We start from the raw sequence: 12,442 nt of genomic DNA, 5'->3' as shown, positions 1-12,442 counted from the left end.
CCGCGGCGGTACGACACCACGGGCGACGACGGCGGCTGCAGGTCGGAACCACCGAATCGACCTTCAGATTTATCACCCGGCCACCGTTCGGATCAACTACCACCGGCCCGCGGTGGACGTCGTGGCGGTCGCTGACGGGTGACCCGAACGGTGTCATCGTGTCGTCATGGCGATCGAGATCCGGCCGGCGGTGGTCTTCGAGGACGTGCGGGCGGTGCTCGGTCCGAAGTCGCCGCAGTCCACCGTCTGCTGGTGCCTCAGCTACCGGATTCCGTCGAAGCTGAACAACGAGCTCCGCGGCCCGGCCAGGGGCGAGTACGTCGCCGAGCTGTGCCGCGCCGAGCCGCCGCCCGGCGTACTGGCTTATGACGGGGACACGCCGGTGGGCTGGGCGGCGGTCGCGCCGCGCGCGGACACGTCGTTCGCCCGCAACCGCAAGATCCCGCGGCTCGACGACCTGCCGGTCTGGTCGCTGTGGTGCGTCCGGGTCCGCCCCGGCCACCGCAAGCAGGGCATCTCGCACGCCCTGATCTCCGGCGCCGTCGACTTCGCGCGCGCCCACGGTGCGCCGGTGGTGGAGTCCTATCCGCTCGACAACGGCGACGCCAAAGTCGACCTGACCATGGCCTACCCCGGCCTGCGCAAGAACTTCGAGCGCGCCGGTTTCCGCAAGGTCGCCGACACCACGTCCGTCCTGGCCGGTCACCCCCGCGTGCTGATGCGCCTGGACCTGCGCTGACCGGTGGGCGATGATTCCGGTCGGGAGGTCACGATGACAACGGTGCGGTTCCGGTCGGCGACGGTGGACGACGCCGAACAGGTCGGCGGACTCCACGCGGACAGTTGGCGCCGGCACTACCGGGGTGCGTACGCCGACTCGTTCCTGGACGGCGACGTCGTGGCCGACCGCCGTTCTGTCTGGTCGGCGCGGCTCGCGGCGCCGGTCGCGACAGCCACCATCCTGGCGGAGCGGGACGATCAGCTGGTGGGCTTCGTGCACGTCGCGTTCGACGACGACCCGCGGTGGGGCAGCCTGGTCGACAACCTGCACGTCCGCACCAGTGAGCACCGCAGCGGCATCGGCCGGCAACTGCTCACCCGCGCCGGCCGGGCGGTGATCGACCAGGCGAGCGGCGACGCGATGTACCTGTGGGTGCTGCAGCAGAACACCGCGGCGCAAGCGTTCTACCGCGCCACCGGTGCTGAGTTCGTGGAGGTCGCGCCGGTGCCGCCGCCCGGCGGAGACCCCACCCGCCTGGTCGGTACGCCGAAGTGCCTGCGCGCGGCGTGGCCCGACGCCGCCCGCGTCGGTGGCGTTGCCTGATCGTTGCCGGGGTGGGCGGGCCGGTCGTGACCTGGGTGTTGCCTGATCGTTGCTGAAAGCAAGTGTCGTCGCCACCGGCGACCTGCTGAGGCCGGCGCGATCGCTCTGGCCATGTCCTCACCCGGGAGCACCCATGAATCGACAGACCCGCCTGAGCATCATCGCCGCGACCAGCCTGACGGTCGCGCTCGCCTCTTGCTCCGGGGAGCCGGAGGCCGACGGCACCACCTCACCGTCGGTCAGCACGACGCCGACAGCGGCTCCGTCGACACCGGCGCCCTCGACTCCGGCACCGACGCCGACCACCCCGCCGGCGGCTCCGGCGCGGACCGCGGCGCAGCTGACCAAGGCGCTGCTCGGCCTCGACGACCTGCCGGCCGGCTTCTCGATCGAGCCGGACATCGGTGAGGAGGGCGACGACGTGACGCTGTCGTCCAAGGACCCCAAGTGCGCGCGACTCGTCGCCCTCACCAACGCGGACAAGGCCCCGGGCGCGAAGGCGAGCGCGTACCGGTCCTTCGCGGCCGGTGAGCAGGGCCCGTTCGTCGACGAGGGCCTGGACGCGATGGGCTCGGAGGCGGCGGTCCAGGCGCTGCAGCGGTCGTTCCAGCAGGCGATCCGGACCTGCCGCGGCATGTCGATCTCGATCCCCGGCGAAGGCCGCTCACCGATCACCGTGCGTGAGGTGTCCGCACCCAAGACCGGCGCGACGCCGGTGGCGGTCCGGTTCAGCGCGATCGAGGGACCCGCGGCGGGACTGGAGGTCACGATGGTGACCACCGGAGTGCAGGACGTCGTGGTCTCGGTGACCGTGATGGGCGGGGCGTCCGATGACATCGAGGGTACGACGCGAGCCGCCGTCGCCAAGGCGACCAAGGTGCTCGGCACCACCTCCGGCACCTGACCGCGGCGGACGGAACTTTGAGATCTCATGTCGTTTCGGGCTGAGCAGGGGAATCCGCCGTGGGGATGAGCTAGACAGGCAGTCAGCGAGGCGACGAGAGGTGATTGCCGTGAAGCAGCATCCGTCCCTGGCCCGCGCGTCCCTGCTGGACCTGGTCTGGCAGGGGATGCCGGTGGTGGACAGTGAGGGCAAGTTGATCGGCTCGGTGAAGCTGGTCCGGACGGCGGATCCGGTCGCCGCCGCGGTCGCCGGCGGCAAGCCGTTCGCCGAGGAGAACCTGAACCAGGCCTTCGCCCGCGCGCTGACCGAGGCGGAGCCCCGCGTCGGCCAGGCCGAGGCGTGCCGGTTGATCCGCGAGGGCTTCCTCGAGGTGACCGGCGCCGGCCTGATGGACCACGACCGGTACGTCGCCGCGGACCAGATCGCGGCCGTCGACGAGGACGTCGTCCAGCTGAGAGTCAGAGCCGATCAAGTCGTCGTCGAGCGCCAGCACTGGATCTGAAGCAGGTCGTCAGCGGTCCAGTTGCCGGCGCCGTACGGTGTGCGGGTTTTCCCGGGGTTCGGCAGTGCGGTCGATCTCGGCCATCATGCCGGGTACCCTCCTCCCGTACCGGCATGCCCGCCCCCGCTGTCGTCCGTACACGACCGTGTGCGCCGCGTGCTCGATGCCAAAGGCAATCATGCGGGGGACGAGGGGCTGGGCATGAAGCTGGTCGGACGGCGGTCGGAGTGTGCGTTGCTCGACGACCTGCTGACGGAGGTTCGCGCGGGCCGGAGCCGGGTCCTGGTCGTGCGGGGCGGTCCGGGGGTCGGCAAGTCCGCCCTGCTGGAGTACGCCGTGGAGGCCGCTCCGGAGATGCGCGTGCTGCGCGCGGCCGGTGTCGAGTCCGAGCGGGAGCTGGCTTTCGCCGCGCTGCACCAGCTCTGTGCCCCGCTGCTCGACCGGCTGCCGAGTCTCCCGTCCCCGCAGCAGGCCGCCCTCTCGACCGTGTTCGGGATGCGGCCGGGCCCGGCGCCCGACCGGTTCATGGTCGGGTTGGCGGTCCTGAGCCTGCTGGCGGCGGCGGCCGAGGAGCAGCCGTTGCTGTGCGTCATCGACGACGCACAGTGGTTGGACACCGCGACCGCCCAGACGCTCGGGTTCGTCGCCCGGCGGGTGCAGGCGGAGACCATGGGTCTGCTGTTCGGTGCGCGTGAGGTGCGCGAGGAGCTGCACCCGCTGCCCGAGCTCACCGTCAGTGGTCTGCAGGACGTCGACGCCCGTGCCCTGCTCGGGTCGGTGGTCGGGTTCCTGCTCGACGAGCCGGTCCGGGAACGGATCGTCGCGGAGACCGGTGGCAACCCGCTGGCGCTGATGGAGCTGCCGCGCGGGCTGACGGCGACCGAGCTGGCGAGCGGGTTCGGCGTGATCGGCACGCAGATGCTGCCGGGCCGGATCGAGGAGAGCTTTCTGCGCCACGCGGATCTACTGCCCGCGGCCACCCGGCAGCTGCTGCTGCTCGCGGCCGCCGAACCGGTGGGAGATCCGGTGCTGGTGTGGCGGGCGGCCGACGAGCTCGGCATCGCCGCGGCGTTCGCCGAGATCGACGGTCTGCTCACGGTGGGCGAGCGCGTCACCTTCCGCCATCCGCTGGTGCGCTCGGCGTTGTACCGCTCGGCAACCCCCGAGGAGCTGCGCGCCGTACACCTGGCTCTGGCACACGTGACGGATCCGGAGGTCGACCCCGACCGCCGCGCCTGGCACCTGGCGGCGGCCGCGCCCGGACCGGACGAAGCGGTGGCGGTGGAGCTGGAGGAGTCGGCACACCGGGCCCAGGCGCGCGGCGGATTCGCTGCCGCCGCTGCTTTCCTCCAGCGGGCAGTCGCTCTGACAGCGGAGCCGGAGCCCCGCAGCGCGCGGGCCCTGGCCGCGGCCCAGGCGGCTCTCCAGGCAGGCGCGTTCGAGACAGCCCGCGGTCTGCTCGCCGCGGCGGAGTCCGGCCGGCTCGACGAGATCGGCCGGGCGCGGGTCGACCTGCTCCGCGCGGAGGCCGCGTTCGCTTTGCAGCGCGGCGGCGAGGCACCCGGCCTGCTGCTCCGCGCTGCGCAGACGCTCCAGCCGCTCGACGCACGACTGTCCCGGAACACCTACCTCGACGCGTGGAGCGCCGCGCTGTTCGCCGGCCGGCTGGCCACGGCGGCGGACCTGCGCAAGGTCTCGACCGCGGCCCGGACCGCACCGCGGCCGGACACCGCGATGCCGGGGGCCGACCTGCTGCTCGACGGGTTCGCGCTGCTGCTGACCGACGAACGGGCCAAGGCGCTGCCGATGCTCAAACAGGCGGCCAGGATGTTCGCCGCCAATGAGGTCTCGGTCGAGGAGGTGATGCGCTGGGGCTGGCTCGCCACGGCGGCCGCGGCGGCCGCCTGGGATTTCGAAGCGTGCGTGGGCGCGGCCACCCGTCAGGTCGAGGTGGCCAGAAGCACGGGGGCTCTGGCCGTGCTGGCGGTCGGCGTCAACGTGCTGGGTCAGGTCGTCGCCCTGGAAGGTGACTTCGGCGAGGCGGTGTCGCTGATGGCGGAAGCCGACGCGGTGCGCGAAGCCACCGGCACCAAGGTCGCCCGGTACGGCGCGTTGGTGCTGTCTGCCCTGCGAGGGCGCGAAGCCGAGGCCTACCCGCTGATCGAGTCGACCATCCGCACCGCCTCCGCGGAGGGGCAGGGCACCGCGGTCCAGTACGCGCACTATGCCCGCGCGGTGGTGCTGAACTCCGTCGGCCGGCACGACGAGGCCCTGCTGGCGGCGAAGATGGCCGCCAACGACACCCCAGAGCTTTTCGTCTCGGCCTGGTCGCTCAGCGAATGGGTCGAGGCCGCGGTCCGGAGCGGTGACCGGCCGGCGGCCGACGAAGCGCTCGAGCGGCTGCGGGAGCGTACGGAGAGCACGGACGAGCGCTGGGGACTGGGGCTCGCGGCCCGCGCCCGAGGCCTGGCGAGCGAAGGCTCCCAGGCCGAGGACGGCTACGTGGAGGCGATCGCGCACCTGGAGGGCACGCGGCTGCGGCCGGATCTCGCGCGCACCCAGCTGCTGTACGGCGAGTGGCTGCGCCGGCAGAACCGCCGGGTCGACGCCCGGACGCAGCTGCGGGTCGCGCACGAGTCGTTCCAGGCGATCGGGATGGAGGCGTTCGCCGAGCGGGCGCGGCGTGAGCTGCAGGCGACCGGCGAGACGGTCCGCAAGCGAACCGGCGCGCAGCCGGCCGGTGCGGAGCTGACCCCGCAGGAGCAGCAGATCGCGCTGCTGGTCCGCGACGGCCTGTCGAATCCCGAGGTCGGCGCCCGGCTGTTCCTCAGTCCGCGGACGGTCGAGTGGCACTTGCGCAAGATCTTCGACAAGCTCGGGATCAACTCGCGCCGGCAGCTGCGGGACGCCCTGCAGCGCACCGACTACGAGTCCCTGCCGGGCTAGCACCGCCGGACTCACCACGCCTCAGCGCGACAGCAGTTGCTGTCCGCCGTCCACGTCGTACGTCGCGCCGGTCAGTGCCGTGTTGGTCATCAGGTGCACGGCGAGCGCGGCGACATCCTCCGGTCCCACGACACGGCGGATCGGCAGGGTGTCCCGCAGCTCGGCCCGCCGCTCCTCGAGGTGCCCGCCGAGCAGCCGCGCCGACAGCGGGGTGTCGACGAAGCCGGCCGCGATCGCGTTGACCCGGATCGGAGCGAGCTCGACCGCGGCGTTCGCGGCGATCGCGGGCAGCGCGGCGGTGCCGATCGCGGCCAGGCTCAGTCCGAGGCCGGGACGCCGTGCGCCGGTTCCGCTGATCAGCGTCAGCGAGCCACCCGCCGGGATCCTGCCGATGCACAGCCGGGCGATCCGCAGCGCACCGATCAGGTGCTCGTCGAATCCCCGCAACGCCTCGTCGAAGTCCATCTCCGCGATCGGCGCGTACGCCGGACCGCCGCCGCTGACCAGCACGTGGTCGAACTGCTGGGGCAACCCGGCGAAAACCCGCTCGAGCCGGACCGGATCGCCGAGGTCGAGCGTGGCAGCGCTCTCCGCGCCGACCTCGTCCGCGGCCTTGCCGAGCCGCTCACGGTTGCGGCCGGTGATGAACAGCCGGGCGCCGGCCTCGTGCGCCTGACGGGCGGTCTCCAGGCCGATGCCGGAGCTGCCGCCGATCACCACGACGGCCTGCCCGGCCAGCGCCCCGTCCGGCGTCCGGGTGGTCAGGGTTGTTGCCTCGGTCATCGATTCTCCTCAGGTGGTGGGAACGCGCAGCCGGGTCGGTGGTCAGCGGGTGGGAGCAGCACAGCCGTGCACGCGCGGCGGCGCGGCGGGAACCGGCGCCGACGGCCGGCGGCCGGACGTGACGAACACGCTGGTGACGACGGCACTCACGATCGTCAGACCGGCCAGCACCAGCATCGCGGTCCGGTAGTTGCCGGCCAGCGGCTGCACGAGATCGTGCGAGCCGCCGGCGCCGAGCAGCGCGGGAACGAGCGCCACCAGGATCACGCCGCCGACGCGGGACGCGGCGTCGTTGATCGCCGAGGCCTCGCCCAGGTCGGAGTCGTCGACGGCGGCCAGGACAGCAGCGGTCAGCGGAGCGACCGCCAGGCCGAGGCCGAGGCCCCACAGGATCGCGCCGGGCAGGATCGCGGTCAGGTAGCCGTCACCGGGCCGGGCGGTCGACAACCAGACGAAGCCACCCGCCACGAGCAGGATTCCGACGGTCATCGGCCAGCGGGTGCCGACGCGAGCGACCAGGCCGCCGACGAGCGGCGACACGATCAGGAACACGACCGACTCGGGAACCAGTGCGGCACCGGCCGCGGTCGCGCTGTAGCCCAGTTGCAGCTGGCACTGCAGCACGACCAGATAAGCCGCGGCCGAGATCGCGCCGTAGAACAGCACGGTGGTCGCGTTGATCGCGACGAACTGCCGGATCCGGAACAACGCCGTCCGCACCATCGGCGCCGCCCGGCGCTGCTCGAGCGGGACCAGCGCGACCAGACTGACGAGTCCGATCGCGACCGACGCGAGCACCGGCGTACTGGCCCAGCCGGACTCCGGGCCGGCGGTCAGCGCGTAGACGATGCCGCCGAGGCCGAGCACCGTGAGCAGGCCTCCGGCGAGGTCGAGCGACAGCGGCCGCCGGGTGCGATCGACCTCGGGGACCCGGCGCAGCACCCAGTACGCCGCCGCGATGAGCGGAACGTTCAGCAGGAAGATGTGGCGCCAGGATCCGTGGTCGACCAGCCAGCCACCGGCGTACGGGCCGAGGGTGGTGCCGAGGGTCGATATCCCTGCCCAGACGCCGATTCCCTTCGCCCGATCTGTCGGGCGCAGGGTGCCGTTGAGCAGCGCCAGGCTGCTCGGCACGACCAGCGCGCCGCCCACGCCCTGGACGGCCCGGGCGGCGATCAACAGCTCGACGTTCGGCGCCGCCGCGCAGCACAGCGAGGCGACGAACATGATGCCCAGGCCGACGACGAGGATCCTGCGGCGGCCGAAGTGGTCGGCCAGCGCACCGGCGAGCAGCAGCAGGGACGCGACGGTGACCAGGTAGCCGGTCAGCACCCACTGGACCTGGCTGACCCCGGCCCGCAGTCCGGTGCCGATCGCGGGCACGGCGACGTTGACCATGTAGGCGTCCAGAAAGCCGACCATCGACGCGAGCACCGTCGCGGCGACCAGGGCCACCCCGGTGCCGCTGCGCAGAGCCGGCAATGCTCCCGGACCGGCCGGCGCGTCCCCGGTGGTGGTGTCCCGTGTCATCTCTCACGTCCTCTCGCGCCGTCCGGTTCGCCTCCGACGATCCGCCCGGCGGGGCCCGGTTCGCGCCCGTGGATGTCCCTGGTCGGCCCCGGCCAGGGACATACCCTGGGGCGACCGGAGCTCGTCGCGGACCAGGCTGTGGTCGTCTGCTTCCCGACGAGTGCAAGGAGCACAGCTCATGGACATGAAGCTCGAGGTCGTTGTCGTCCCGGTCGCCGATGTCGACCGGTCGAAGGACTTCTACACGGCGCTCGGATGGCGGCTCGACGCCGACCTCGCCACCAGCGACACCTTCCGGGTCGTGCAGGTCACCCCGCCGGGCTCGCCCGCCTCGGTCATCTTCGGTACGTCGGTGACCGCGCAGGAACCGGGGACGGCGCAGGGGCTGCACCTGATCGTCAACGACATCGACGCCGCGTACGACGAGTTGAAGCGGCTGGGCGCCGAGCCGAGCGAGGTGTGGCACGACGCCGGCGGCATCTTCCACCACGCCGGGACCGACGAGCGGGTCAGCGGCCCGAGCCCGGACCGCAGCAGCTACGGCTCGTTCCTGTCCTTCGAGGACCCGGACGGCAACGGCTGGATCCTGCAGGAGGTCACCACCCGGCTGCCCGGCCGGATCGACCCCGCGGCGACGTCGTTCGCCTCGACCGACGACCTCGCCGCCGCGCTGCGCCGGGCCGCCCACGCGCACGGCGAGCACGAGGCGCGCACCGGCCAGGAGGACGCCGACTGGCCGGACTGGTACGCCGACTACATGGTCAAGGAGCAGGCCGGAACCGAGCTGCCGTCGTGAAGGACTTCGACGTCATCGTGCTCGGCGGCGGAGCACCGGGGGAGCACTGCGCCGCGGCACTGGCCAAAGGTGGGGCCAAGGTCGCCGTCGTCGAGCGCGAACTGCTCGGCGGTGAGTGTTCGTACTGGGCCTGCATCCCTTCCAAGACTCTGCTGCGTCCCGGTGAGGCACTCGCCGAGGCGCGCGAGGTGCCAGGCGCGCGCGAGGCTGTGACCGGAACGGTCGACACGCAGGCGGCGCTGGAGTGGCGGGACTTCATGGTGTCCAGCTACGACGACGCCGGCCAGGTGGCGTGGGCCGACAGCGCCGGTGTCGCCGTACTGCGGGGGACCGGGCGGCTGGACGGGCCGAACGCGGTCCTGGTGGACGATCAGCGCCACACGGCGGAGCACGTGGTGATCGCGACCGGTGCCGATCCGGTGATCCCACCGGTGCCGGGGCTGCGCGAGCTGCCGGGCGTCTGGACGAATCGTGACGTCACCGGGATGACCGAGGTGCCCAAGCGGCTGCTCGTGCTCGGCGGCGGCGCGACAGGTGTCGAGATGAGCCAGGCGCTGGCGCGGATGGGATCGGCCGTCGTGCTGATCGAGCGTGGCGAGCACATCCTGCCGCGCGAGCCGCGTGCGGTGGGTGTCGCGGTGGCGGCCGCGCTCGCCGCGGACGGCGTCGACGTCCGGCTCGGCCACGGAATGGCGGAAGCCCGGCGCGAAGACGTCGAGTACGTCGTCCGCCTCGACGACGGCACGGAGCTGCGCGGTGACCGCCTGCTGGTCGCTACCGGCCGCCGGCCGCGGGTGGACGGCATCGGCCTGGAGACGGTCGGCATCCCGGTGAATCCGCGCGGCGTCCCGGTCGACGAGCGACTCTCGGCCGGTCCCGGGCTGTGGGCGGTCGGCGACGTCACCGGGCTGTGGCAGCTCACCCACGTCGGTGAGTACCAGGGGCGGGTGGTGGCGAGCAACATCCTGGGCCGGCCGCGGACCGCGGACTACGACGCCGTACCGCGGGTCGTGTTCTGCAATCCGCAGGCGGCGTCGGTCGGCGCCGCGGACGGACCGTTCACGAGCACCGTGCGACTGTCCGGCGTCGCTCGCACCGCGACGTACACCCGCGCCTACGACACCCAGCCGGGCTTCCTGACCATCGTCTCGGACGGCAAGGTGCTCACCGGCGCCTACGCGGTCGGGCCGGAGGCCGGTGAATGGTTGCAGCAGGCAACCCTGGCGATCCGCGCGCGGGTGCCGCTGTCCGTGCTGCTCGACGTGATCCAGCCGTTCCCGACGTTCTCCGAGGCCTTCATGCACGTCCTGCGGGACCTCGACGAGCAGCTTCGCCAGCAGGAGACGAGCGCCGAGCTGACCCGCTCGTAGCGACCCGAGCGGCTCGACCCAGCCAGGGATCGAGCCGCTCGGGACCGGAATCAGGTGCGCTGGGCAACGATCAGCTGGAACTTCGCGAAGCTCAGCGCGACCGTGTTGTGCTCGGCGTCCACCGATCCCAGCGACGCACCGCTGAACGGGTCGGTCAGGCGGTACCGGCCACGGCCCAGACCGCGCAGCTCGACCGTGCCGTCGAACTGGTCGGCGTAGAAGGCGTAGTGCAGTGTCTCGCCCTTGGCCACGACGTGCGTCTCGGGCTTGTCGAAGCCGATGTCGTACAACTCGCCGCGGTACTCGCCGGTGGGCAGCATGTTCTGCTGGTACAGCGCCACCCACTTCTTCCAGAGCACCTCGTTCTCCGGGGTGAGCACGTTGCCGCGGCCGGGCCGGGTCCCCGGCGGGTCGCTCGGATAGGTGAACTTGGTGGACAGCACCGCACCGACGCCGTAGCTGGAGGCGAAGTCGTTGCGCCCGTCACTCAGCTCCACGTGGTCGCCGGCGTAGCTGCTGCCCGGGCCCATCAGCGCCTTCATCGTCTTGCCCTTGTGCCGCACCTGGTACGACGAGGTCGGGTCGGAGGCCGGGTACTGGTCGACGGCCGGCAGGTTGTGGAACGCGAACGCCGTACCGCACGGGCACAGTTCCACGACGGCGTTGCGATTCGCCTGGTGCGCGGCTTGGTGAATCGCCTTCCAGAACGTCGCGAGTCCCTCGGTCGACTCCTCGGGCCGCGCGTGCCGGTGCGCCGGGTTGTGGCAGGGGGCAACGGCGTTGAGATGCTGCCCGTCGATCTTCAGTCCCTCGTAACCCCAGCTGCCGATGAACTTCCGGGCCTGCGCGACGAAGTAGTCCACAGTCGGCTGGTACGCCGGGCAGAGCGTGTAAGCGTCCCACCAGGTCACCTCCTGCTTGTTGCCCTCGGCATCGAGCAGCAGCATGTCCGGGTGGTCGCGGAACAGGTTGCTGTCCGGGTCGGCGGCCAGCGGCGCCCACCACAGCCGCGGTCGCAGCCCGGCCTCCTTGACCTGCCGGGTGAAGGCCCGCATGTCGGCCTCACCGCGCGGGAACTTCTGGGGGTTGAGGTCCCAGTCGCCTTCGTTGGTCTGCCAGCCGTCGTCCAGGCCGGCCCACTTCAGGCCGACCTCACGCACCTTGGGCAGCGTCCCGATCACCTGCTCCACGGTGAAGTTCCGCTCGTAGCCCCAGGCGCACCAGATCGGCTCGTACGCCGAATCGGGCACCCGCGGGGCACGCAGGCCGATGTCGCTCATGTAGTCGCGGTAGCGCTGCAGCGGCACGAAGTGGTCGCGCGGGTGCGCGGTCAGGAACGTGGTGTCGGTGGTCAGCCGTTCGCCGGGCTTCAAGGTCCGCGGGGTGTCGCCCTCGATCGCGATGCTCGCGCCGTTGCCGGTCCTGCGCACCGGCATCCGCAGGATCCGCGCGCGGGCCTCGACGTGCCCGACCGAGATCCCGGCGCCCTGGCGCCACACCGACGCCAACGGCGTACCGCCGCCGTAGTCGGACGAATCCATGCCCAGCGAGTTCTCCTGGACGAAGTCGTCGGTCACCGGTTGGACCCAGTCGCGCCGGTCCTCGTGGGTGCTGCCCGAGAACGTGTAGAAGCCGCCGGGCTTGTGCAGCAGCTCGTGGGCTCCGTTGCGCCAGCCGGTGACGGTCAGCGAACGGTGCGACAGGTTCGCGTAGGTCACCTGCATGACGGTCATCCCGGTCAGCCGCTCGTACGACGTGAGCTCGACCGTCTTGCGCACCCCTGACGTGGAGTCGCCCTGGATGGTGACCTGGACGCCCTCACCGTGCCGGGAGTGGCGGATCGGGCGGGTGCGGTGCCCGCGGTAGCTGAAGTCCTCGACGGCCGAATCGCCCAGCAGCAGGGCTTCGCTCGCGTCGAAGCGCGTCACGGTGGTGCCCTGGACCGCGACCCGGCTGCGCAACCGGTCGTCGAACTCCAGGGTGATGGACTGGTCGCCGACACCGACGAACTCGGGCCCGGGTTTCGGCGTGGTGGCCGCGGCGGCGGATTCGGTCAGCGCGGGCAGCGCGGCCAGGCCGGCGCCTCCCAGGGCGACTTTCAGCACGGTTCGCCGTTGCATCTCGGTCATCTGAGCTCCCTCTGGACGGAGGTGGAAGCAGCCTGCGCACAGTGCGCGGGATTCGCGCGAAACTGCGCGATGAGGACCAGAACGTAACTTCGTGAACAACAGCGGTCAAGAAGATCCCACGCTTGCGCAACTAATTGCGCAACCGTGCAGACCTCCGC

10 protein-coding genes are annotated in these 12,442 nt (G+C 71.9%); 7 read left to right on the top strand and 3 right to left on the bottom strand.

All coding sequences use genetic code 11. From position 1 onward, the window contains the following. Nucleotides 1-166: 166 nt before the first annotated feature. The 5 genes from BWI15_RS10875 (at nt 167) to BWI15_RS40440 (ending at nt 5,676) form a co-directional block, all read left to right on the top strand. On the top strand, nt 167-739 hold the full coding sequence (locus tag BWI15_RS10875) for a GNAT family N-acetyltransferase (protein ID WP_077014214.1): 573 nt from the start codon (nt 167-169) through the stop codon (nt 737-739). A 33-nt stretch (nt 740-772) separates the two neighbouring features. After that, entirely contained in the window at nt 773-1,324 is a 552-nt protein-coding gene (locus BWI15_RS10870; protein WP_077014213.1) for a GNAT family N-acetyltransferase, read from the top strand. 133 nt (nt 1,325-1,457) lie between these two features. Further along, a complete protein-coding gene (locus BWI15_RS10865) occupies nt 1,458-2,228 on the top strand; it encodes a sensor domain-containing protein (RefSeq protein ID WP_077014212.1) in 771 nt (256 codons plus the stop codon). Between the two features lie 109 nt (nt 2,229-2,337). Next, nucleotides 2,338-2,730: a hypothetical protein gene (locus BWI15_RS10860; protein WP_143465481.1), complete on the top strand. Its 393-nt coding sequence runs from the start codon at nt 2,338-2,340 to the stop codon at nt 2,728-2,730. Between the two features lie 201 nt (nt 2,731-2,931). Further along, nucleotides 2,932-5,676, top strand: coding sequence for a helix-turn-helix transcriptional regulator (locus BWI15_RS40440; RefSeq protein WP_077014211.1), 2,745 nt, complete (start codon nt 2,932-2,934; stop codon nt 5,674-5,676). A gap of 21 nt (nt 5,677-5,697) precedes the next feature. Here BWI15_RS40440 and BWI15_RS10850 read toward each other — a convergent pair whose 3' ends face one another. Beyond that, a complete protein-coding gene (locus BWI15_RS10850; protein ID WP_077014210.1) occupies nt 5,698-6,459 on the bottom strand; it encodes an SDR family oxidoreductase in 762 nt (253 codons plus the stop codon). 42 nt (nt 6,460-6,501) lie between these two features. Further along, entirely contained in the window at nt 6,502-7,989 is a 1,488-nt protein-coding gene (locus BWI15_RS10845; protein WP_077014209.1) for an MFS transporter, read from the bottom strand. Nucleotides 7,990-8,167: 178 nt separating this feature from the next. Here BWI15_RS10845 and BWI15_RS39800 point away from each other — a divergent pair, with 178 nt between their 5' ends. Both BWI15_RS39800 and BWI15_RS10835 read left to right on the top strand, forming a co-directional pair. After that, the gene (locus BWI15_RS39800; protein ID WP_077014208.1) at nt 8,168-8,785 is read left to right on the top strand and encodes a VOC family protein; all 618 of its coding nucleotides are present in this window, start codon (nt 8,168-8,170) and stop codon (nt 8,783-8,785) included. Then, nucleotides 8,782-10,155, top strand: coding sequence for a dihydrolipoyl dehydrogenase family protein (locus BWI15_RS10835; RefSeq protein ID WP_077014207.1), 1,374 nt, complete (start codon nt 8,782-8,784; stop codon nt 10,153-10,155). The genes BWI15_RS39800 and BWI15_RS10835 overlap by 4 nt, the downstream gene beginning before the upstream one ends. A gap of 50 nt (nt 10,156-10,205) precedes the next feature. On the opposite strand, the gene BWI15_RS10830 is transcribed toward BWI15_RS10835, so the two are convergent. Continuing rightward, nucleotides 10,206-12,284 (bottom strand): glycoside hydrolase family 36 protein, encoded by a 2,079-nt coding sequence (locus BWI15_RS10830; RefSeq protein ID WP_077014206.1) that lies wholly within the window; start codon nt 12,282-12,284, stop codon nt 10,206-10,208. Nucleotides 12,285-12,442 lie beyond the last annotated feature (158 nt).

The organism is Kribbella sp. ALI-6-A (assembly GCF_001984195.1).
Lineage (GTDB): Bacteria > Actinomycetota > Actinomycetes > Propionibacteriales > Kribbellaceae > Kribbella.
The sequence above is the reverse complement of the archived record's forward strand: the minus strand, read 5'-3'. Positions and strand labels throughout refer to the sequence as shown.

Bases quoted from the DNA above. Each gene is read 5' to 3' on its own strand.
- BWI15_RS10875 (WP_077014214.1), top strand. From the start codon at position 167: ATGGCGATCGAGATCCGGCCGGCGGTGGTCTTCGAGGACGTGCGGGCG.
- BWI15_RS10845 (WP_077014209.1), bottom strand. From the start codon at position 7,989: ATGACACGGGACACCACCACCGGGGACGCGCCGGCCGGTCCGGGAGCA.
- BWI15_RS40440 (WP_077014211.1), top strand. From the start codon at position 2,932: ATGAAGCTGGTCGGACGGCGGTCGGAGTGTGCGTTGCTCGACGACCTG.
- BWI15_RS10850 (WP_077014210.1), bottom strand. From the start codon at position 6,459: ATGACCGAGGCAACAACCCTGACCACCCGGACGCCGGACGGGGCGCTG.
- BWI15_RS10830 (WP_077014206.1), bottom strand. From the start codon at position 12,284: ATGACCGAGATGCAACGGCGAACCGTGCTGAAAGTCGCCCTGGGAGGC.
- BWI15_RS10865 (WP_077014212.1), top strand. From the start codon at position 1,458: ATGAATCGACAGACCCGCCTGAGCATCATCGCCGCGACCAGCCTGACG.
- BWI15_RS10870 (WP_077014213.1), top strand. From the start codon at position 773: ATGACAACGGTGCGGTTCCGGTCGGCGACGGTGGACGACGCCGAACAG.
- BWI15_RS39800 (WP_077014208.1), top strand. From the start codon at position 8,168: ATGGACATGAAGCTCGAGGTCGTTGTCGTCCCGGTCGCCGATGTCGAC.